Here is a 20,662-nt window from a genome sequence, read left to right as displayed (position 1 = left end):
CCCCCCCCCCCGCCCCCGACTAAAAGGCACGTCTCAGGCGCCTTCCAGCACCGACAGGGCCTCTTGCAGGTTCCGCGCGCCGAGCTTGCTGTAGGCGGATTTCAGATGCGTCGAGACCGTGCCGTGCGACACGCCAAGGCGCGCCGCGCAGTCCTGCCGCGTCAGGCCGATCCGCATGAGGTCCAGCACCTCGGCCTCGCGCCGCGTCAGCACGGTGCTGCGCAGGTCCCCGCCACCTGACAGCGCGAGATGCGGCACAAGTGCCATGTCCGTGACAAGGCACAGCGTGCGCAGCACCTCCACATGCGGGAAGACGCGCGCCTCCACCTCGGCGCGCGTCAGCGGACCGCACAGGTTGAACCCGCCGCGCAAGCCCCCCGACCCGCCCCGCAGCCGCGTCGCAAGGGCAACGCCCCCCGACATGCCGAACCGCGCCATGCCCTCGATGAAGGCGCGCGCCGCGTCGGGCAGATAGGGATAATCCTCGACGAAGACCGCGCCGGTGGGCGTCATGCGGAAGTCGTTGCAACAGTAGTCGAAGAACGGGTCGCCCTGCTCGCCCGCCACTGGCGGCAGGTCCAGACTGCTCAGCCGCACCGACCGCCCTGCCGTCCGGTCCTCCAGCGCGTAGATGTAATGCTCCAGCCCCAGCCGCGCGATGGCCCGGCCAAAGAGGTCGAGCACCTCGGCGCGCCCGGTGGCCCGGTGAATCGCCGCCGCCGCGCCCAGGATATGTGCCGCCTGTTCCATGCCCGCTCCTTCTGCCCTGACGGAAATGGTTAACGCTGCCGCGGTGCGGTTCAAGACCCGCCCTTGGGGAAAGCCGTCATTCCCCCGATCGGGGGAGGGCCAAAAGGGAACAGGGACCTAAACTGCCGAAAAGATTGACGAGGCCCGCCGTATGCTCCGACAGATTTCATCCTTTTCCCCACCCCGGTCCCCGCTGCTGAAAGCATTCCGAGGGATCCGGGCGACCCCCTCGAAATCCCTGCTCGCCGTCGTGTCGGCCATGGCGCTGGCCACCCTGCCTGTGCCGTCCCGCGCCCAGCAGGCTCAGCAGACGGACATGATGATCGTCTTCGATGCCTCGAATTCCATGTGGGGCCAGATCGACGGGCGCGCCAAGGTCGAGATCGCCCGCGACGCACTGTCGACCGTGGTGCGGGACCTCGCGCCCGGCACGCGGTTGGGGATGATGGTCTATGGCGCCGAGCGGCGCGGCGACTGCTCGGACATCGCCCTGCGCGTGCCGGTCGATGACGCCACCCGCGCGGCCCCCGGCATCACCGCCATCGCGCAAGGGCTGACGCCGCGCGGCAAGACGCCCCTGACCGATGCGGTGCGCCGCGCCGCCGAGGCGCTGCGCTATACCGAAAACCGCGCCACGGTGGTGCTCATCACCGATGGAATCGAAAGCTGCGACGCCGATCCCTGCAGCCTTGCCACGACGCTGGAACAGGCGGGCGTGGATTTCACCGCGCATGTGGTGGGCTTTGGCCTCAGCCCCGAAGAAGGCCAGCAGGTCGCCTGCCTGGCCACGCGCACCGGCGGCGTCTACCTGCCCGCCTCGGATGCGGGGCAGCTGTCCGACGCGCTGGGACGCGCGCTGACGCCCATCGCGCCCGATGCGGCAGATTTCACCCCCGCCGAGACGCCCGCCGTCCCGGAAGCCAATGTCACGCTGATCCTGCGCGACGCCGAGGGGAGCTTTGTGCTGAACGCGCGCAGCTTCTCGGAGGTGGTCCTGCGCGGCCCCGACGGGCAGGAGCTGCGCCCCGACCTGTCCTATGACCGCGATTTCACGGCGCAGATGCGACTGGCCCCCGGTGCCTGGAGCCTGGATGCCCGGCGCGTGGCGCAGGATGGCGCGGGAGAGGGCTACGTCGTGGAAGGCCTGCCGCTGACGATCGCGTCGGACGCCGCGCAGCAGACGCTGGACCTGGCCCTGCACGCCCGTCTCGTGGTGGAAACGCGCCTGTCCGAGGACGAGATCGTCCCGCCCCGCACCAACCTGCCCAGCCTCAGCGGCGATGGCCGCGCGGATTACGCGCTGTTTGCCCTGCAGGACGGCAGGATGGCCGAGAAGCCCCTCGCCCGTGGCGCCATGGGGTTCGACGAGGCGGTGGCCCCCGGCGATTACATCCTGCGCGGCACCTTTGCCCGCATGATCACCCGCGACAAGCTGGTGCATGTGGGCGCGGGGCAGAACCGCCTGTTTGTCTTTGATTTCGGCGTCTCACGGGTGCTGCCCTATGCACTGACGCCCGAGGGGGTGCGGGTGATCGACGCGGGCGGCAAGCCGCAGACGACCTACGCCTACCCCGATGCACAGGCCGACGCGATCCGGCGCGGCGGTGCGCCGAGGACGTCGAAGGGCGGCCCTGCGCCGCTTTACCTGACACCCGGCCAGTGGAAGCTGAACGTCGGCGCGGAAGGCGGCGGCAAGGCGCGCAGCGAGATCCTGCTGACCGTCGGCGCGCCCGGCGAGACGCTGGAATTCGACGTACCGGCGGGACAGACCCTCTCGGCGGAGGACGTGGCGCTGCTCGACACGCCTGAGCCGGGCGACTGCCTTGCGCGGGTGGGCGTGGGGCACAAGGCCTGTCTGGTCGAAAGCCCGTTCGCGTGGGTGGAGGGCAAGCCCGGCGCGCTGAAGGCCGCGCCTCCCGCTGCCGCGCAACCGATCCCGGTCCCGACAGCTGACCCAGCCCCCGTGTCCCCGGCCTCTCCGACCGGCACCGCGCCGGGCTTCAGCCTCGATGGCTTTGCCGCCCCGCCTGCCAGCGGTCTGTTCCGGACCTTCGCACCGGGGGACTATGGCATGATCGCGGATGCGGCGATGTGCTCGGCGCGTCTGGCACGTCTGGCGCCCGAGGGCCTGAGCCTCGTGTACCCGGGCAAGGGGGAAATGGATTTCGCCTGTGCCCCGGCGGCGGGCGGCGACGGCATCGACTGCACGGCAACGGCAGCACGTCAGAACGGAGCGCCCGTGGCCGTGCCGGACGTGAAGGTCAGCGTGGCGAGCACGGCGGGCGGGCCGCAGCTGTGCCTTGGCTCGGAATGCGAGTTGCTGGCCCCCTGCCCGACCGGCAGCGCGGGATCTGCTCCGACCCCCGCCCCGAGCCTGTCTCCGGCGCCCGCGCCCGTCCCTGCGCCTGTACCTGCACCTCAGTCCGCCGACAGCCGCCCGGAGGGGGCATGGAGCTTTGTCGGCTGTACCCGTCAGGCCGTGGTCCTGCGCGGCGATGGCGCGGGAATGCTGCGCTTCCGCCCCAGCGAGAGCGCGGCGTGGACCACGCGCGAGACGTTGTCGTGTGACTGGCAGGCGCCCGCCGTCGAATGCACCTCTGTCGGGGGGCCGGTCCGCGTCGATTTCAGCCAGCCCGCGCGCCCAGCGCTTTGCCTCGACGGCGAGTGCTTCGGCCTCGAAGCCTGCCCGCCCGACGCGGCGCGCGATGCCTTCGGAGCCGGTCAATGAAAGGCTGGCTGATCCCCGTTCTGCTGCTGGGCAGCGCCGCCCAGGCGCAGGTCACATGGGACGTTCAACCCGCCTGGACCCTGCCCATGCTGTCGCTGGACGGCGTGGTGTCGGGGCCTGGCGGCGGGCCGCTGGGCGAAATCCGCCTCAGCGAGGGGCAAGGCACCGGCACGATCCGCTGGCCCGGCGGCGACGGGCGCGTCGTGCCGCTGGCCCTGACCGCCGAACCGCGCGGCGAGATGGGAGTCGAGATTGACCTGCGGCCCACGTCGGGCCGGATCGAGGACGAGATGGCCGGTCGCCTGTTGCTCGCCCGCACGCCCGAGGGGCGGATCACCGGCACGCTGCTGACCGAGGTGGGCTTTACCGAGGTCGCCCTTGCCACCAGTGCCCCGCTGCGCGTCGAACCGCCCGAACCCGAGCCCGATGAGCGGGACAGTCACGACGCCCCGGCCTTTGGCGTCACGAAATCCTATTACCACCTGCGCGGCGTGCCCTCCGGGCAGAACCTCACCCTGCGGGCCGCGCCCTCCCGGGAGGCACGCAGCACCGGCAGCACCAATGCAAACGCCTCGGGCCTGCTGGTGATCGAGTGTACGCCGCAGATCGACCAGATCGCCTTTGAGGAAGCGCCGCATGCGCGCAAGCTGGCCCTGCTGGATGCGCTCTGGTGCCATGTCACCGTGCCGATGGCTGGGGATGCCTTTCTCGAGGGCTGGGTCCCCGGTCGCTACCTGGAGCCCGACGCATGACACGCCTGTTCCTCGTCCTCCTGCTCGTCCCTTTGCCAGCCCTGGCCGAGGATCTCCCCGTCGCCTTCCGCTACTGCGTCGAGGGCGTGCGCACGGACCTCAACATGCGCGCGGGCCCCGGCACGCAGCACGGACCGCTTGGCGCGATCCCGGCGCAGGCCTGCGACGTCGAAGGCGTGCGCTGGCGCACCCGCGACTGGGTACTGGTGTCATGGCAGGGGACGCTGGGCTGGGTCGCCCTGCGCTACCTGCGGCCAGTCGAGTGAAGCAGGGAATGAAACGGCGAATGATGCGCGCGGGCCTCGCGGTGCAGCTGTGCCTGTTGCCGTTGTCCGCGCTGGCGCAGGGCATGGATGCGGACAGGGCCGCGCGCCTGCGCGCCCGTGCCGCTGCCGTGACGGCCTGCGACGGCTTTGCCGTGCCAGCCTCGGTGCAGCCGATGGCGCATGTCCCGCTGACCGCACCGCCCGGCATGGGCGACGCGCCGCGCATGGTCTACGAGACCCGCAAAGGCCTGATCCCGGTGCTGCCGATGCAAGGCGAAACCGGGCTGGAGGTCTTTGCCCCGCTGCACCCGGACGGCGCGGGCGGCGGCGAGGGATACCTGCACATCGGCTGGACCGACGCGGCGACGGGGGTCTCGGTCACCTGCGCGCCGCGCCCCATGACCATCGCCGCCGCCGTGCCGCCAAAGGGCGCGTGGACGGGCATGATCGCCGCCCTGACCGAGGATGTTCAGGCCCTTGAGGCGCACCGCCCCGGCGCCACGGGCGATGGCCCGAACGGGGCGACCGCCCAGATCGCCGATCTCGAGGCCACCTATGCCGAGGCCCCGGCGGAGCAACGCGCCCTGTTGGACATCTGGGCCGCCGAGGCCGGGCCAAAGCCCGACCGCCCGCGCCTGCCACCGCCCTCCGACAAGCCCACCGTGATCGACGCTGGCCCCGCGCCGGTCCCTGCGACCCGCGCCTTTCCAACCCCCGACCCCGCGCCGACGGGCAATGACGCGCTGTGTCCGGGCAGTCCCGAAAGCTACCTTGCCTCGCTCGACGCGCTGGCCTGGGCCAATGCCCACAATGACGCCGAGGTCCAGCAGTACTACACCGCCGGAACGACCCTTGCGGGGATCTCGGCAGGACTGTTCGGCGCGATGGTCTCGCCCAAGCTGGGACAGCGCATCGAGAACGGCGTGGGCGCGGCGGCCGGACTGACCAACCTGCTGTCCAACATGGTGCAGGGGCTGGTGCCCGGAGAGGTGAAGCGGCTCGACGCCGCGCTTTCCGTTGAAGAGCTGACGGAGGACACCACCGACCCGGTGGTGCATGTCCTCAACCCCGTCCTACACCTCGAAAGCAAGGGCTGGAGCACCGCCAAGGCGCGGCTCGACCTTGCCATCATCGGCCTGCAGCTTCAGGGGCAGGCCCTGCCCGGCGGCACGGCAGCGTCGAAGGCCACACGGCGGCTGTTGGGGAAATCGTCTGACGAACTGCTCGACGCGGCGCAGGCACTGCAAAAGTCCAATCCCGACCTGATGAACTGGAAACAGATCTACGCCACGCCCGTGGGCCGCGAAGTGGCTGACACGCTCTTTGACGAGGCGGCGCTGGACAGCCTGATGAAACCGCTTACGGCGCTGCTGGACAACGAGATCGTCAACAAGGCGTGGGATACGGGCGTTGGTGTCGGGCTGGACGGCACGGACCGCAGCATCGTGCGGACGACCTGTCGCCTTGCCGATCCGCAGTGGAAACTGATGCGGCACGAGCTGCTGCGCCCCTTCGGTCTGGAACCGCTTTATGCCGCGTCGAACAACACGCCCTATCAGGCCGTGCGCCCCGCCATCGCCACGGTGCATGTGCGCCTGCGCGAAGAGGTGCCGATCCGGCTGTCGAAACGCCCGACGCTGGACCTGCCCATGGTCATCCATCCGGCGCGGCTCTACCCATTGCGGGCCGACGGGCCGGTGATGGCCGGGGAAAGCGCCGAGATCCACCTTGATGCGCAGGTGCTGGAACATCCCGCGCGGGTGCGCTGGGAGGTGAGCGGCGGCCCGCCCGCCTCGGTCACCGAACTGCCCGTGGAGCCCGGCCGCGCCGCCGGGGTGCGCATCGCCACGGCGAAGGACAGCGACGCGCCGATCCATGTCCGCGCGACACTGGAGGGCAAGACCCTGCGTGACAGCGAACCGGCGGTCTTCAGCCATGTCATCCACATCGGCAAAGTCGAGGCGCAGGCCCTGCCGAAGTGCGGCTGGGTCGGCGCGAAGGCGCGGATCGAACTGCGCGTCATGCCGGGCGGGCGTCTGCTGGATCCTGCCGGATACGCCTGGAGCGTGTCGCCCGGCGGCACCCTCCTCGCGCCCGGTGTCATCGGCATCACGCAAAGCGGTCCGCCGCTGAGTGTCACCGCGACACCGACCGCGGGACGGGACCGCACGCCCATCCGCACGCTGGTCGAACGCGACTGTGCCTGCGGGCGCGCGCTGTTTCCCGGCGTGAAGATCGAGAGCCAGCCCTTCTCGCCGCTCGCCACCAGCCTGTTCGGTGCGGAGTTCTTTGCCATCGTGGGCGAGGGCCGCTGGTCCGTCACCGGGCCGGGAGAGCGGTCCGGGGTCGAGCCCGAAATGCGCCTGACGCTCACGACGCGTCAGGACGAGGCGACGGGCGCATGCCGCGTGGTCACCGCGCCGACGCTGGCCCGCAAGGGGGTGGTGCAGACCTTCGTCGACAAGGACGTGGCGGCCTTCACCGAAGACAGTCTCAACATCTTTGGCGATGCGCTGGATTTCGACATCCTCGACCCCGCGCCGCAACGTTTCGAAAGCAGCTTTGACGCGGACGTTCCCCTGCGTGGCTCGGTCCTGCCGGTCGATTATCGAGGCCCGGGCGACCTGTTCGTCACGCGCGGAGGGAGCGGCCTGAGCGTCACCTACAGCGTCGACGGCACCGCGCGCCCCCGCGTCGACCGGGGCTGGCCCACGCGACGTACCAACCTTGGCGACACGCTGGAATTCCACGCCCGCTACAGGGCCTCCTTTACCGCCTACCCCGAGGACCCGAAATGAAACGACTGCTTGCCCTGCTGATCCTTGCCACGCCCCTGCATGCCGAAATCCCACAGGCCGCCACGGGCCTGTACGCGCCGCCGCTGCAACCTGCCGCGCTTTGCCCCATGGGCCATTACCGGCTGTACCCGGACGGTCGCCTGCTGGGCGTCGGCACCGTCGTCAAGCCCGGCTACCTCTGCCGCGACGGCGGCGAGGCGCTGGACTGCTACGAAGGCGAGATGGACGGCGCGGTCCTGCATGTCCCCCGCCGCGACGGCACCGCGCCGCGCACGCGGATGCTGCCCGTGCCGGAGGAAGGTGTGCTGCTTTGGGATGTGGACGGGCGGTTGCCGAAACCGATGGAGCGTTGCCCGGCCTTCACCCCCCTGATGCCCGAACTGACCCTAGCGGACGATGCCCCTGCCGCGGTGGTCGATGAGGCCGCGCTTGACGCGGCGGGCGGCGCGGTGATTGCCACGGCGGGACAGCCGGGCGCGGGCACGCCGGGGGCCTTCCCGGTCACCGGGATCTTCGGCCTCGTCCCGGAGAGCCCATTGCTGCTGAAGGCGCTCGACACCCTTGCCGCCCCGGAGGGCAGCGTCGAGGAGAAAGAGCGACAGACCGCCGAGGGGCTGCTGGGCGCGGCCTGCTCGCCGCCCTACGCGCTGGGGGCCGATGGGCGGATGACCACCTTTCTCGTGGTGCAGGGCGTGCTGCGGGCCAAGGATGTTCTGGGCTGCGCGCCCGAGGAGGGTCGCCTGACCTGTCGCTACCACGCGAAGCGCAACGGGCAGTTCATCGCCGACCCCGAGGGGCGGCAGGCGCTGGTCCGGATCGACACCACGCAGGAGCCCGCGCGCCTGTGCCGCGAGGACGCCGGGGTCTGCACCGTCATGATCCCCTGCCCCGAGACCATGGCCGATATGCCGGTGGAGGGGCTGGCGCCGGGGGCCACGCTGGGCAGCCTTGTGCAGCCCTGACGCGAGGCTTCGTTCGGTCAGACGAAGGGATTGTCGTCCTGCATCTCCAGCGCCAGCGGCGCGGGCGTGCCGCCGAGGTCGTCGATCCTCAGACCCTCGGTCGGCTTTGACAGGCGATTGCGCACCACCCAGTACAGGCGCGACTGGGCGCGGGTAATCGCCACATAGGCCAGCCGCTTCCACAACGGTTGCCCCGCCTCGTTCCGGCCCATGCGCGCGGCGGTGAAGAGGTCCGGGGCAAAGACCTGCACGTCCTCCCACTGTGACCCTTGCGCCTTGTGGATGGTCACCGCCGCACCATGCAGAAAGGTCGCCCCCATGCGCGCGGCATAGGGGATGAAGGGCTCTTCCTCGTCGGGTTTCTCGATCTTCACGATGGACGCCGCCGAGACCTGCGGTTCCAGCGCGCCCACCACGTGCAACTTCGAGAACCCCGGCTTGCGCCCCGGGCCGAGGTAGATGACCTGCGCGCCCTTGATGAGGCCGCGGGCCTCGAGGTCGAGCCGCTTTTTGCGATGTTTCAAAGGCAGTTCAAGGCCATCGCAGATCAGCGGCTCGCCCGGCAGAAGCTCGGTCATGGGCGCGCCGTGGACATGGCGGAAGGCGTTGATCAGGCGGATGCGCGTGGCATTGCGCCAGACCAGCACGGGAGAGCGCGCCATGAGGTCGACCTCGACCCGCTGGGCATAGACGACGCGGTCGTCCTGACGGGCCTTGTCCTCGACCAGCCGTTCGAAATCCTCGAAACCGATCTGGGGATCGGCGAGCGCATGGGCGAGGTCGAGGATCGGGTTGTCGGCCTCCTGACGGTGGATGCGATGCAGCTCGAACTTCTGGCTGTCCTTGAGCTTGTCGAACACCATGCCGCCGGACTGTCCCACGGGGGCCAGCTGCGCCGGGTCGCCAAAGAGGACGAGGTTGGGAAAGATCTCCTGCAGGTCGCCGAACTGCTTTTCATCCAGCATCGACGCCTCGTCGACGAACCCGATATCCAGCGGCTCGTCGCGGCGCTTCCACCCGGTGATGAAATCGCTGCCCCTGAGACCGGCGGCCGCCAGCGCGGCGGGGATGGATTTATGCACCTCGTAGGAGGCCTGCGCGCGGGCGAGCGCCTCTTCGGGGAAGCCTTCGATCTCGGGCGCGTCGCCGGTGCCGTCGAGCCAGTCGGCGATCTTTTCGTACTCGGGATCATAGACCGGCGTGTAGATGATGCGGTGGATCGTGGTGGCGGGCACGCCGCGCATACGCAGGACCGAGGCGGCCTTGTTGGTGGGGGCGAGCACCGCCAGGGTGCGGGCATCGCGGGCGCGTTTGGATTCGTAATCTCCCGAGACGATCTCGACCCCGTTGGCCTCCAGCGCCTTGACCAGTTCCGACAGCAGCAGGGTCTTGCCCGACCCGGCCTTGCCCATCAGGGCCATGACATTGGCGTCGCTTTCCTTGGCAGGCAGGCAGAGGCCGTTTTCGAGATCGACCCCCGCCGCGCGCAGCATCGAGGAGACGCGGTCATGGGCTTCGGCCTGGTCGTCGGAATAGGTGATCGCGGTGCTGGACATGGCGCGCACCCTACCCTTGGGACGCGGGGGCTGCCAGACATGAAAACGCGCGCCAGAGCGGCGCGCTGCGGGTTTTTCGGTGGGGCGGATTTCTCCGGATTGCGGGGGCAAATTGTCAGCCGGCAATTTGGTCCCGCAATCCGCAACTGTTTCAGATCAATGGGTTGCCTCGCCCCGATCAGGCGGCAATCAGGCCCGCCTCGTCGACGATCTCGCCAAAGGAGAGTTCGAACCAGCGCTTTGACAGCTCGGGCGTGATGCCTGCGGTCTTGGACACCTTGGCCTGCGCCTCGGCAGTGAATTCCCACAGGCCGACGGCGATCAGGGCGCGGCCTTCGCCTTCCTGGCCGAGGATGTCGGGGGAGGAGCCGATGCGCTTGTAGATGCGGACCATGCGGGCGTCGAAGACACCGACGTAATGTTGCACGCCGAATTCCTGCATGACCTCGCCGCCCGCCAGCATCAGGGCCGCCGCGACGCCGGGGGTGGCGGTGCGCGACAGGCAGAAGCGGGTGCATTCCCAGATCAGCGGGCTTTCGATGCGGACGCCGTCGGTGAGGTGGATGAAGTGGTCGTTCACCATGGTGCGGCCCACGGTGGGCAGCAGGCGCATCGAGCCGCCGTGGGTGCCGTCGGCGTTTTCCCAGATGACATAGAGCGGGTTCTCGGCGTCGTACTCGTCGCGCTCGAAGCCCTTTTCGTCCACGGTGACGTCCCAGCCGAGGCGGGTCTTGAACTGGTCGGCACGGTCCAAGAACATGGTGCGGGCCAGTTTCGGGAACTTGTGCAGGTCGTTGCCGTAGATGTAGCGGATCATGTGGGTCATTCCTTTCTGGAGCCGTTCTGGCTGCGTTGATCTGGAATGACCCTGCATTTTACGTGGTTAAGGGATTTCACCACATCCGAACGGGCCGGTAACCAATGGTTTACCAGCCGAGCCGCAATCCTTGTGCGCGTGCCCGTGGGTGCGCCCGTTCAGAGGACCCGATGCGACAGACCGGATCATACCACGATGACCCCTCGGCTAAGCGCCCGCGCGACCGCGTGGGTCGTGTTCATGGCCCCCAGTTTGTGCCTGGCGCTTTCGACGTAGACCCGGAGCGTGTGCTCGGAAATCGAGAGCGTGTCGGCGGCCTGAGCACGGTTGTAGCCGATGGCCAGAAGGGTCATCGCCTCGATCTCGCGCGGGGACAGCGGTTGCGCTGCGTCCGGCGTGCGGCCCGGTTCGAACTCCAGCGCCTTGGAGTTGAAGTAATGGGCCACGAGGATCAGGTCGCGCCGGTTCTCGGAGGTGAATTTCTCCCATTCTTCGTCAGTGCCGTTATGCGACAGCGAAAACAGGGCGAACTGGCCATTCGGGCCGCGGATGGGGATCGAGTAGCCCTGGTTGCCGATCCCGTGTTTGATCGCGTCGTCAAGGAAGGCGCGGGCGGATTTCGAGGACCAGTCCAGCCGCTTCCAGTTGACCGGGTGGAAGCGTTGGTAACAGCCCTGGATCACCGGGTCGATCCGCAGGTATCCCTTTTCGATGTAGTGATTGACCCAGTCGAGGTCGTAGGTGCCACAGCCATATTGTTCGCCGGCGCTGTTCACCCAGTGATAGACGATGTGATCGACACCGTATTCGTCGCGCAGTTCCTCGATCAGGACCTGGAGATCCTCCAGTCCCTCAGCGGACTCCAAACGTTCGATCAGCCCGTCCAGCCGCGGCGCGTTTCGCAAAAAGCCCAATACCGTTTCCTTCGGCAAGGGACGTCATTTCCGCCTGCGCGACGAAGGACGCGTCGTCGAGCTGCGCTGCAAGGGAGGGCATCCCGTTGGCACGCGCAAAGGTCTTCAGGTCGGTCAGTACGTCCAAGATCCAATCATGTCCCATAGCAGCCTCATCCTTAGGTGGTTAACGATTGATTAAGGTAACTCTAGCACGAGGCTAAGCGCGCTAACATTCACGGAATTTTCCTCCCCAGAAATAGCGAGGGGCGGAGTTGTAAGTGACTGAAATGCGGGAAACCGGGCTTTGGACACGAAAAAGCCCGCGAACCGGTGGGCGATTCGCGGGCCTGTGGCACAACCTCCGCAGGGTCAGACACCCCGCGGAGACGACTCGGTTACTTACTTCCGCGCGTCGAGGCAATCCTCAAGCGTGCGCAGGCCGGTCTTGGGGGCCTGCACCAGCACGGCCATGTTGCCCGGCTTGTGCTCGTTGCGCAGCATCTTGGTGTGGGCCTGCGGGATTTCATCCCACGGGAAGACCTCGGACATGCAGGGATCGAGGCGACGCTCACACATGAGGCGGTTTGCGGACGCCGCCTGCTTGAGGTTGGCGAAGTGCGAGCCCTGCAGGCGCTTCTGGTGCATCCACATGTAACGCACGTCGAAGGTGCAGTTGAAGCCGGAGGTGCCGGCGCAGATCACCACGATGCCGCCTTTCTTCACGATCAGGGTCGACACCGGGAAGGTCGCCTCGCCCGGGTGTTCGAACACCATGTCGACGTTCACGCCCTTGCCGGTGATGTCCCAGATCGCCTTGCCGAACTTGCGCGCCTCTTTCAGCCACGCGTTGTATTCCGGCGAGTTCACGGTCGGCAGCTGGCCCCAGCAGTCGAAGTCCTTGCGGTTGATGACGCCCTTCGCACCCTGATCCAGCACGAACTGGCGCTTGGATTCATCCGAGATCACGCCGATCGCATTGGCACCGGCGGTGTTCGCCAGCTGGATCGCGTAGGAGCCGAGGCCGCCCGACGCACCCCAGACCAGGACGTTCTGGCCGGGCTTCAGCTCGTGCGGGTGGTGGCCGAACAGCATCCGGTAGGCGGTCGCCAGCGTCAGCGTGTAGCAGGCGCTCTCTTCCCAGGTCAGGTGCTTGGGGCGCGGCATCAACTGCTGGGCCTGCACCTTGGTGAACTGCGAGAAGGAGCCGTCGCCGGTCTCGTAGCCCCAGATGCGCTGGGACGGAGAGAACATCGGGTCGCCGCCGTTGCATTCCTCGTCGTCGCCGTCGTCCTGGTTGCAGTGGATCACGACCTCGTCGCCCACTTTCCAGTTCTTCACCGCCGAACCGACCTGCCAGACGATGCCCGAGGCGTCGGAACCGGCGATGTGGTAGTCCTGACCGTGCACGTCGAACGGCGAGATCGGCTTGCCCAGGCCCGCCCAGACACCGTTGTAGTTCACACCGGCGGCCATCACGAGAACCAGCACTTCGTGGCTGTCCAGTTGCCAGGTGTCGACGACTTCCTGCTGGAACGACTGCTCCGGCTCGCCGTGGCGGTCACGGCGGATCGCCCAAGCGTACATCTTCTTCGGCACGTAGCCCATCGGGGGCATTTCACCAATCTCGTAGAGATCTTTCTCCGGCGCGTCGTACTGGGCGATGCCCGTCTGCTGATCCAGTGCCATGTCGGCCTCCTGTAGGGTCTGAGGTCGTTAAGGTTTTGCCGCTTTTCGCAGTCGCAGAATCGCGGCGATGACCATGAGATACGGGCGGTCACGCAACTTTGCAACACCATTTGCCAGCATTTTGAAATTTTATAACCGAGCGGATGCAGAAATTTCCACGCAAACGCAGCATCGCTTAACCTTTGCCCTTGTTGGATGCCGATGTGTCAGGCACTCCCCCCGGCTGGCGACGCACAGGACAATTGGCCCACTTGCATGACCCGAACCCGTGCCGCCATGCTGCGACAGCAGCGCCGCATCGCGGCGAATTGACAGAGACATAATCTTTCGCGTATCCCGTCACGGACGCAACAAGATTGCCCTTTCACGATTCATGCCTGAGGAGGCCCCGATGACCGAGACCAAGAAAGACCGGCCCTGGTTGATCCGCACCTACGCGGGGCATTCGACCGCCGAAAAATCCAACGAGCTGTATCGCACGAACCTCGCCAAGGGGCAGACGGGCCTGTCCGTGGCCTTCGACCTGCCGACCCAGACGGGCTATGACAGCGACCACATCCTCGCGCGCGGCGAAGTGGGCAAGGTCGGCGTGCCGGTCTGCCACCTGGGCGACATGCGGACCCTGTTCAAGGACATCCCGCTGGAGCAGATGAACACCTCGATGACGATCAACGCCACCGCCCCCTGGCTGCTGGCGCTGTATATCGCCGTGGCGGAGGAACAGGGTGCCGACGTCACCAAGCTGAACGGCACCGTGCAGAACGACCTCATCAAGGAATACCTGTCGCGCGGCACCTATATCTGCCCGCCGAAACCGAGCCTGAAGATGATCGGCGACGTGGCGGAGTATTGCTACAAGAACGTGCCGAAGTGGAACCCGATGAACGTGTGTTCCTACCACCTGCAAGAGGCCGGCGCGACGCCCGAGCAGGAACTGGCCTTTGCGCTGGCCACGGCGATTGCGGTTCTGGACGAACTCAAGCCGCGTATCCCGGCAGAGGATTTCCCGACCGTCTGCGGGCGGATTTCGTTCTTTGTGAATGCGGGCATCCGCTTCGTGACCGAGATGTGCAAGATGCGCGCCTTCGTCGACCTCTGGGACGAGATCGTGCTGGAGCGCTACGGCGTCGAGGACGAGAAGATGCGCCGCTTCCGCTACGGCGTGCAGGTGAACTCGCTCGGCCTGACCGAACAGCAGCCGGAAAACAACGTCTACCGCATCCTGATCGAGATGCTGGCTGTGACCCTGTCGAAAAAAGCCCGGGCGCGCGCGGTGCAGTTGCCCGCGTGGAACGAGGCACTCGGCCTGCCCCGCCCCTGGGACCAGCAGTGGTCAATGCGGATGCAGCAGATCCTGGCATACGAGACTGACCTGCTGGAATTCGGCGACCTGTTCGATGGCAACCCGGCGGTGGATGCCAAGGTCGAGGCGCTGAAGGACGGCGCGCGGGCCGAACTGGCGAACATCGAGTCGATGGGCGGCGCGATCGGGTCCATCGAATACATGAAGTCGCGTCTGGTGGATTCCAACGCCGAGCGCCTGAACCGCATCGAACGCGAAGAGACCATCGTCGTCGGCGTGAACAAGTGGCAGCAGGGCGAACCTTCGCCGCTGATGGGCGAAGACGGCGGCATCATGGTGGTCGATCCGGCGGTCGAGGAGACGCAGAAGGCACGTCTGGCAGAATGGAAAGCCGGGCGTGACGCCGAGGCGGTGAAGGCCGCGCTGGCCAAGCTGCGCGCGGCGGCTCAGGCGGGCGAGAACGTGGTGCCTGCCTCCATCGAGTGTGCCCGCGCGGGTGTCACCACCGGCGAATGGGCCGGCGAGATGCGCGCCGTGCATGGCGAATTCCGTGGCCCGACCGGCGTGTCGCGCGCCGTGTCGAACAAGACCGAAGGCCTCGACGACCTGCGTTCCATGGTCGACGCCGTGTCGGACCGCCTGGGCAAGCGGATGCGTTTTCTCGTCGGCAAGCCGGGTCTGGATGGCCATTCCAACGGCGCCGAACAGATCGCCTTCCGCGCGCGGGATTGCGGCATGGAGATCGACTACGAAGGCATCCGCCTGACGCCCGAACAGATCGTCACGGCGGCGCAGAACGGCGCGCATGTGGTGGGCCTGTCGATCCTGTCCGGCTCGCATATCCCGCTGGTCGAGGACGTGATGAACCGCATGCGCGAGGCGGGTCTGGGTCATGTGCCGGTGATCGTTGGCGGCATCATCCCCGACGAGGACGCGGCGCGGCTGAAAGCGATGGGCGTGGCCCGCGTCTACACGCCGAAGGATTTCGAACTGAACACCATCATGAAGGACATCGTGACCCTGGTGGATCCTCAGTCTGTGGCGGCCGAATAAGCCCATTTGACGCGACATTACGGAGAGGCCGGGCCCAAGGGTCCGGCCTTTTCGTTTGTGTAGGTCAAGGATTGTTCTGCGGTCATGGCCTCTCGTTTGAGTGGAAAAAACTGACGCGCGTTAGAGTCAGAATTGTTGATAAGGCCCGCGTCGCAATGAATTTGGTTTTGGAATTGAGCGCATAAATCACAGCTAAATCAATTCTTTGTCGGGCTCGCGCATTAACCTTTCATTAACCCGGGATTTTTACTATCTTGTAAAAGCCTCAAAAATTTTGCACTTGGGCGGCACCATTCAAAATGAAGGACCTGGGAATGACCGTAGATCTTGAATCCCTTTCCCGTGAAGAGTTGCAGAAATTGATCGTCGACGCGCAAAAAGCGCTGAAGACCGTGGATGCCCGCAAGCTGGCAGAGGCGAAGCGCGCCGTTGAATTGGCCGCCAAAGAGCACGGCTTCTCGCTCGACGAGGTTTATCAGTCCGGCGGAAAATCCTCCAAGGGTGCGCCGAAATATGCCAACCCCGCAGATCCGACGCAGACCTGGACCGGCCGTGGCCGCAAGCCGAATTGGCTGATCGAGGCGATGGACGCCGGGAAATCCCTCGACGACATGTCGCTTTGAGAGCGGCGGGATGACCGTTCATATCGGTGCACAGCCGGGCGAGATCGCGGAAGTGGTCCTTATGCCCGGCGACCCGCTGCGCGCGGAATGGGCCGCGCAGACCTTTCTGGACGACGCCGTTTGCGTGAACCGCGTGCGCGGGATGCTGGGCTATACCGGCACCTGGAAAGGCCAGCGCGTCACGATCCAGGGGTCGGGCATGGGAATGCCGAGCCTGTCGATCTATGCCAACGAACTGATCCGGGATTACGGTGCCAAAACGCTGATCCGTATCGGGTCGTGCGGGGCCATGCAGGAGAAGGTGCAGATCCGCGATATCATCATCGCGATGACCGCCTCGACGCTCTCGACGCCGTCGCGAGGTATATTCCGGGATTTGAATTTCGCGCCCTGTGCGGATTACGATCTGTTGGAGGCGGCTGTTTCGGCGGCGCGTGCCAAGGGGTCGGCCGTGCATGTCGGCGGGATTTATTCCTCGGACGTGTTTTACGACGAGCGCCCGGATCTGAATGAGCAGATGGTGCGTCACGGCATTCTGGGCGTCGAAATGGAAGCGGCCGAGCTATACAACCTTGCAGCCCGGCACGGTGTGCGGGCCTTGGCCGTGTTGACGGTGTCGGACCATTTGCTGACCCACGAGGCGCTGCCTTCGGAAGATCGGGAACGGACTTTCGGTGAAATGGTGGAAATCGCTCTGGAGGCGGCTTTCGCCTGATTGGGAGGGGGGATATCCCCCCTTCCGTGATTTTGCGCCCCTATTTCCCGTGGCTGCGGTCATAGGCATTGCGCGCCGGAGACTGCCAATTGCCCAGGGTGCCGGAGGCGGGCGTCAGGACCTCGACCTTCAGCGGTGCGCAGATCGCGGTGTCGGAACTGTGCTCTGATCCGCAATCGCCGCCCGGACAGGCGCTGAGCGCACCAAGCAGATCAATTTCCGCGAAGAATGTCAGGACATCGCCCGGGCGCACCGGCGAGGCCTTCATGAAATATTGACCGGTGTCGCGGGTAAATCCCGTACACATGAAGACGTTCAGAACGTCGTGCACATGCGGTTCCGCCTCGGCCAGCGACAGGCCGCGGGCGTCGGCCAGCGCGCGAGTCAGGTTCGAATGGCAACAGTGGTGGTAGTCGCCGCCCGACAGAAGGCGATGCGTGTAGGGATCGCAGCGCGTGCCGATCACGTCATGGACGGAGCCGCCGAAAGCGTCGATGCCGTACCATGACAGCGAATCCTCGACGATGGTGGCCATGGGCCGCAGGGACGGCAGGTTGGACCACAGGCGGTCCCCGGTGGTGACATGGGTGCCGTGCAGGGCGCGGGTCTTGCCGGAGAAGAAACGCTCGGTCAGGTCATGGGCGTTCCAGAGGTTGAGATCACCGACCTGCGGCGCCTCGACCGAAGTGATGCGGAAGAAACTGCCCGCCGGGACCTCGAACCAGCAGGCATCGCGCGGCGGGGCCATGGTCGTGGCCGTGACCTGCGCGTTGGACAGGGCGCTTTGGTACAGCGGCAGATCGGCGGGTGGCAGGCTGTCGGTGGGATAGCAGATCACCGGGCGGATGGCGCGGCGGGCCTCGGCGTCGGCGGGTGTGGTCGGCTGGGTCATCAGGTGCCTTCTATCTGGTGTCGGCGGTGCCATTTGCGGGCATAGTCGGACTGCCCGTTTTGCGCGACGCGACGGGCCTCGGTTTCCTGAGGTGTCTCGGCGCGGATTTCGGCCTCGGGCGGGGCGAGCCGGCGTTCGAACGGGACGATCTGGGCGATGGGCGTCCCGGCGGGCAGAAGGACCTGCGGCGCGGGACTGGTCCAGCGAAAAGGGACGTTGAAGGGGCGTTGCAATACGTCGCAATCCACCACGGCGTCGAAACAGGTGAACGGCAGTTCGAAATGGTTCAGCGGATGCAGCACCGCCGCCGACCATCCGGGCGGCAGCATGACGCGCCACGGGTTCACAAAGCGCAACGGCAGTTCGCCCGGAAAGGGGCCGGTCTCGCCCCCCACCTGATCCGGGTGCATCAGTTCGACCGGATGAAACGGCACGGTATCGGGCCATTGGAACAGCAACTGCCCCTCGTCGTCGCGGCCAACAGTGAGGTCGAAAGGCAGGGGCAGCATCCAGCCAAGCGCGAAGGCATCGGCGAAGGGCAGGCAGGCGCGGACAGTCCCCGGCGGCGGGAGACCGTCGTCGCGCTGGAGGTTCAGCCGATCCGGCAGCGCGCGATACCAGTCCGGCAGATGATGCGCGGCGGGCGTAGGGTATGGGATGTGACCGGCCAGCTCGGGCGGGCAGAGAAAGGTCAGCTCGGTCGTCATGGGGCGCGGTCCTTGCCGTCTGGGCGATCGGGGCGGTGGCAGCGGTCGGGGCGCTGCCCCGGTTCGCGCGTCACCGTGGCCCCGCAGTGCACGCATGTCCAGCGGGTGCTGCCGGGTTCGCGGTATTCTCGCCATCGGCAGAGACGGGTTTCCGGCTTGTTGAAGATCAACAGCAGGACAAAGGCCACGATCAGAAGGACGGGGATGAGCATGCCCCTGCCCTAGCGCGTTTTCCGCGACGGGGCAAAGGGGCGGAATTGGACAGGGCGGGGAAGATCCCCGCCCTGCGCGCGACCCTGACCGGGGAGTGAAGCGGGCCGCGCGATCCGGTGTTATTCCAGCACGAAGCGGATGTTGCCGATCAGCGGCTCGGCCTCGGCGGCGGGTGCGTCCGCCGGGGCAAAGGTGACCTGCGGCAGAGGATTGCCGCCCTGTTCGGCCGCGAGGACGGCCATCTGATCCGTCACGTCGAAGGTGAAGATCGCGTTTGCCTTGGCCTCTGCCTCCAGCGACGGGGCCGCGTTGAAGAAGTGAATCTGACCGACGCGCCACGCCTCGTTGCGGGCTTCGGCGATCTGCTGACCGCCGAGGTAGACGTCGTAGGTGACACCCGGCTGCACCTCGGTCGCGAGGTCGCTGATGACGAGGTAGGTCCGCTTTGCTTCGTCGCCGCTGCCGGCGGTGAGGGGCATCTGCGGCGCCGCGACGCGGGCGGTGACCGGGCCGGTGCCGAGTTTGACCGGCCCCTCGGAGGGGGCGCCGGCGGTCAGGGGCACGTCGGCGAGGACGAGAGGGAGGCTTTCCATCAGTTTGTCGTTTTCGACCATGGCGGTGAGGGGCTGCGGCGCGGGGATGAGGTCCTGATAGACGTAGCCCAGACCCTCGGTGGTGGACACGGTGCCGGTCTTCGTGCTGACCAGCTGGTTCGAGACCGGGTCGTAGAACTGGAATTCCTTGTCGGTCCAGCTGGCGTCGGTGGGATTGGCGCCCCCGGCAGCGTTCCAGCTGGCCCAGCAGCGATCCACCTGCGCGTGGTGAATCCAGAAGACCGGGTCCTTGGCTGCGGTCGGAACGTTGCCCATGTTCGTTCTGGTTCCAACGTTCACATGCACTTGGCCGTGCGGGTTTGCGTCCAGCATGGAGTTGAAGCCGCCGATCGCGGTGTCGAGGTAGTTCCTGCTCCGCATGAAATCCAGGTTCAGCTCCGTCATGACACGCGTGCCAACGTTGATCCCGGGGTTGCGATCCTCAACGTAAAGCGGAGACGCCGGGTCGCGGAATTCCTCGGGGATCGCGGCCTTGGCCGGGTCGGTGTAATTCCAGTACGGCAGGGTAAAGCTGTCGTCGCCCGAGACCTGACGCACGATGCGTTCAAGGTAGAGCACGTACATGCGGTGCCACGGCACGAACCAATCGCCTTCGCCAGACCAGGTGATGTGGCCACGGCAGGTGTCCCACATGGCCTCGGCTGCGAGCTTTTCGGGCGTGGTGTCGGGGCCGTAGATGCGTTCGATGGCGGCGGCCTTGTCCTCGGGCATCCAGTGGGTAAAGAACTGGAACTGCCAGGAGAGCGGGTCGGTCGGCGGCCTCGCCTTCATCTGGCCGACGGCGTCGGCGTAGATCTTCAGCATCGCCTTGCCTTCGGGAGAGGCCGCGTCGTAGCGGGTCATGGTGTACTCTGCCCGCGCCTGCCGGATCCAGACGTCCAGAGGAACGACGCTTGCGGTGATGAGGCCCGCCCCGCCGAGGGACAGGGCCTGTCTGCGTGAAAGTGCCATAATATGTCTCCCTCAAATAATGAGGAAAGCATATATCAAAGCGCCGCTATTATCAACTTATGGGTGTATTTTGTGCAAGTGATGGTCGCGGAAGGGTTTTCCGCGTCGCTCAGCTTGCCAGCGGCAGGTCTTCGTAGACGGGCATGGTGGAGACCACACGCGGTTCCGGGGTGAAGTATGCCCAAGCCTGTTCGAGGATACGCAGGGCCGCTTCGGCCTTGATGTCATGGACTTTTTTCGACTGCTCTTGCATCGGGTGACCTTTCTTCGAGCGCGTCCTCCCTGCGACCTGATATAGACCTGCCCCCTGCCCCGCACACCCGCCGTTACCGCAATCGCGCCATGCACGGAGGGCAAGGCAGAGGACAAAGGAAAAGGGG

General features: G+C 66.5%; 18 protein-coding genes. 8 read left to right on the top strand and 10 right to left on the bottom strand.

From position 1 onward, the window contains the following. Positions 1-33 precede the first annotated feature (33 nt). The gene (locus ACP16H_RS09010; protein WP_425071952.1) at positions 34-750 is read right to left on the bottom strand and encodes a helix-turn-helix transcriptional regulator; all 717 of its coding nucleotides are present in this window, start codon (positions 748-750) and stop codon (positions 34-36) included. Between the two features lie 259 nt (positions 751-1,009). Between ACP16H_RS09010 and ACP16H_RS09005 the strand changes: the two genes are divergently transcribed. From ACP16H_RS09005 to ACP16H_RS08985, 5 genes are read left to right on the top strand one after another with little or no spacing between them, the layout of a single operon-like run. Then, positions 1,010-3,478 carry a vWA domain-containing protein gene (locus ACP16H_RS09005; RefSeq protein WP_425071951.1) on the top strand — a complete coding sequence of 823 codons (2,469 nt, stop codon included), beginning with the start codon at positions 1,010-1,012 and terminating at the stop codon, positions 3,476-3,478. Next, positions 3,475-4,230, top strand: coding sequence for a hypothetical protein (locus ACP16H_RS09000; RefSeq protein WP_425071950.1), 756 nt, complete (start codon positions 3,475-3,477; stop codon positions 4,228-4,230). Before ACP16H_RS09005 ends, ACP16H_RS09000 begins: the two co-directional genes overlap by 4 nt. Further along, a complete protein-coding gene (locus tag ACP16H_RS08995; RefSeq protein WP_425071949.1) occupies positions 4,227-4,496 on the top strand; it encodes an SH3 domain-containing protein in 270 nt (89 codons plus the stop codon). The genes ACP16H_RS09000 and ACP16H_RS08995 overlap by 4 nt, the downstream gene beginning before the upstream one ends. A gap of 8 nt (positions 4,497-4,504) precedes the next feature. Continuing rightward, complete coding sequence (locus ACP16H_RS08990) at positions 4,505-7,294, top strand: hypothetical protein (RefSeq protein WP_425071948.1); 2,790 nt, start codon at positions 4,505-4,507, stop codon at positions 7,292-7,294. Continuing rightward, the gene (locus ACP16H_RS08985) at positions 7,291-8,256 is read left to right on the top strand and encodes a hypothetical protein (RefSeq protein ID WP_425071947.1); all 966 of its coding nucleotides are present in this window, start codon (positions 7,291-7,293) and stop codon (positions 8,254-8,256) included. Before ACP16H_RS08990 ends, ACP16H_RS08985 begins: the two co-directional genes overlap by 4 nt. A 17-nt stretch (positions 8,257-8,273) precedes the next feature. Here ACP16H_RS08985 and ACP16H_RS08980 read toward each other — a convergent pair whose 3' ends face one another. The 4 genes from ACP16H_RS08980 to ccrA form a co-directional block, all read right to left on the bottom strand. Beyond that, positions 8,274-9,812, bottom strand: a complete 1,539-nt coding sequence (locus ACP16H_RS08980; RefSeq protein WP_425071946.1) for an ATP-dependent DNA helicase — start codon at positions 9,810-9,812, stop codon at positions 8,274-8,276. Positions 9,813-9,990: 178 nt separating this feature from the next. Next, positions 9,991-10,629: an acyl-homoserine-lactone synthase gene (locus ACP16H_RS08975; RefSeq protein ID WP_425071945.1), complete on the bottom strand. Its 639-nt coding sequence runs from the start codon at positions 10,627-10,629 to the stop codon at positions 9,991-9,993. A gap of 185 nt (positions 10,630-10,814) precedes the next feature. Beyond that, positions 10,815-11,543 (bottom strand): helix-turn-helix transcriptional regulator, encoded by a 729-nt coding sequence (locus ACP16H_RS08970; protein ID WP_425071944.1) that lies wholly within the window; start codon positions 11,541-11,543, stop codon positions 10,815-10,817. Between the two features lie 381 nt (positions 11,544-11,924). Next, positions 11,925-13,211, bottom strand: coding sequence for a crotonyl-CoA carboxylase/reductase (gene ccrA / locus ACP16H_RS08965; protein ID WP_425071943.1), 1,287 nt, complete (start codon positions 13,209-13,211; stop codon positions 11,925-11,927). Positions 13,212-13,602: 391 nt separating this feature from the next. Here ccrA and ACP16H_RS08960 point away from each other — a divergent pair, with 391 nt between their 5' ends. The 3 genes from ACP16H_RS08960 (at position 13,603) to deoD (ending at position 16,905) form a co-directional block, all read left to right on the top strand. Then, positions 13,603-15,567: a methylmalonyl-CoA mutase family protein gene (locus tag ACP16H_RS08960; protein ID WP_425071942.1), complete on the top strand. Its 1,965-nt coding sequence runs from the start codon at positions 13,603-13,605 to the stop codon at positions 15,565-15,567. Between the two features lie 299 nt (positions 15,568-15,866). Further along, positions 15,867-16,190: an H-NS family nucleoid-associated regulatory protein gene (locus ACP16H_RS08955; RefSeq protein WP_425071941.1), complete on the top strand. Its 324-nt coding sequence runs from the start codon at positions 15,867-15,869 to the stop codon at positions 16,188-16,190. Between the two features lie 10 nt (positions 16,191-16,200). Further along, complete coding sequence (deoD, locus tag ACP16H_RS08950; RefSeq protein WP_425071940.1) at positions 16,201-16,905, top strand: purine-nucleoside phosphorylase; 705 nt, start codon at positions 16,201-16,203, stop codon at positions 16,903-16,905. 40 nt (positions 16,906-16,945) lie between these two features. Here deoD and ACP16H_RS08945 read toward each other — a convergent pair whose 3' ends face one another. The 5 genes from ACP16H_RS08945 to ACP16H_RS08925 form a co-directional block, all read right to left on the bottom strand. Then, positions 16,946-17,797, bottom strand: a complete 852-nt coding sequence (locus ACP16H_RS08945) for an urea carboxylase-associated family protein (protein WP_425071939.1) — start codon at positions 17,795-17,797, stop codon at positions 16,946-16,948. After that, positions 17,797-18,504 carry a DUF6065 family protein gene (locus tag ACP16H_RS08940; protein WP_425071938.1) on the bottom strand — a complete coding sequence of 236 codons (708 nt, stop codon included), beginning with the start codon at positions 18,502-18,504 and terminating at the stop codon, positions 17,797-17,799. Before ACP16H_RS08940 ends, ACP16H_RS08945 begins: the two co-directional genes overlap by 1 nt. Further along, positions 18,501-18,716, bottom strand: coding sequence for a hypothetical protein (locus tag ACP16H_RS08935; protein ID WP_425071937.1), 216 nt, complete (start codon positions 18,714-18,716; stop codon positions 18,501-18,503). The genes ACP16H_RS08940 and ACP16H_RS08935 overlap by 4 nt, the downstream gene beginning before the upstream one ends. A 120-nt stretch (positions 18,717-18,836) precedes the next feature. Beyond that, positions 18,837-20,282 (bottom strand): tyrosinase family protein, encoded by a 1,446-nt coding sequence (locus ACP16H_RS08930; RefSeq protein WP_425071936.1) that lies wholly within the window; start codon positions 20,280-20,282, stop codon positions 18,837-18,839. A 109-nt stretch (positions 20,283-20,391) separates the two neighbouring features. After that, a complete protein-coding gene (locus ACP16H_RS08925; protein ID WP_425071935.1) occupies positions 20,392-20,535 on the bottom strand; it encodes a hypothetical protein in 144 nt (47 codons plus the stop codon). Positions 20,536-20,662: the final 127 nt, after the last annotated feature.

Source organism: Sagittula sp. S175, assembly GCF_049800975.1.
In the GTDB taxonomy this organism is placed as follows: domain Bacteria; phylum Pseudomonadota; class Alphaproteobacteria; order Rhodobacterales; family Rhodobacteraceae; genus Sagittula.
The sequence above is the reverse complement of the archived record's forward strand: the minus strand, read 5'-3'. Positions and strand labels throughout refer to the sequence as shown.

Coding starts and splice junctions, on each gene's coding strand:
- ACP16H_RS09000 (WP_425071950.1), top strand. CDS start 3,475: ATGAAAGGCTGGCTGATCCCCGTTCTGCTGCTGGGCAGCGCCGCCCAG.
- ACP16H_RS08955 (WP_425071941.1), top strand. CDS start 15,867: ATGAAGGACCTGGGAATGACCGTAGATCTTGAATCCCTTTCCCGTGAA.
- ACP16H_RS08975 (WP_425071945.1), bottom strand. CDS start 10,629: ATGATCCGCTACATCTACGGCAACGACCTGCACAAGTTCCCGAAACTG.
- ACP16H_RS08995 (WP_425071949.1), top strand. CDS start 4,227: ATGACACGCCTGTTCCTCGTCCTCCTGCTCGTCCCTTTGCCAGCCCTG.
- ACP16H_RS08985 (WP_425071947.1), top strand. CDS start 7,291: ATGAAACGACTGCTTGCCCTGCTGATCCTTGCCACGCCCCTGCATGCC.
- ACP16H_RS08960 (WP_425071942.1), top strand. CDS start 13,603: ATGACCGAGACCAAGAAAGACCGGCCCTGGTTGATCCGCACCTACGCG.
- ACP16H_RS08990 (WP_425071948.1), top strand. CDS start 4,505: ATGAAACGGCGAATGATGCGCGCGGGCCTCGCGGTGCAGCTGTGCCTG.
- ACP16H_RS08940 (WP_425071938.1), bottom strand. CDS start 18,504: ATGACGACCGAGCTGACCTTTCTCTGCCCGCCCGAGCTGGCCGGTCAC.
- ACP16H_RS08925 (WP_425071935.1), bottom strand. CDS start 20,535: ATGCAAGAGCAGTCGAAAAAAGTCCATGACATCAAGGCCGAAGCGGCC.
- ACP16H_RS09010 (WP_425071952.1), bottom strand. CDS start 750: ATGGAACAGGCGGCACATATCCTGGGCGCGGCGGCGGCGATTCACCGG.
- deoD (WP_425071940.1), top strand. CDS start 16,201: ATGACCGTTCATATCGGTGCACAGCCGGGCGAGATCGCGGAAGTGGTC.
- ACP16H_RS08930 (WP_425071936.1), bottom strand. CDS start 20,282: ATGGCACTTTCACGCAGACAGGCCCTGTCCCTCGGCGGGGCGGGCCTC.
- ACP16H_RS08935 (WP_425071937.1), bottom strand. CDS start 18,716: ATGCTCATCCCCGTCCTTCTGATCGTGGCCTTTGTCCTGCTGTTGATC.
- ACP16H_RS08980 (WP_425071946.1), bottom strand. CDS start 9,812: ATGTCCAGCACCGCGATCACCTATTCCGACGACCAGGCCGAAGCCCAT.
- ccrA (WP_425071943.1), bottom strand. CDS start 13,211: ATGGCACTGGATCAGCAGACGGGCATCGCCCAGTACGACGCGCCGGAG.
- ACP16H_RS09005 (WP_425071951.1), top strand. CDS start 1,010: ATGGCGCTGGCCACCCTGCCTGTGCCGTCCCGCGCCCAGCAGGCTCAG.
- ACP16H_RS08945 (WP_425071939.1), bottom strand. CDS start 17,797: ATGACCCAGCCGACCACACCCGCCGACGCCGAGGCCCGCCGCGCCATC.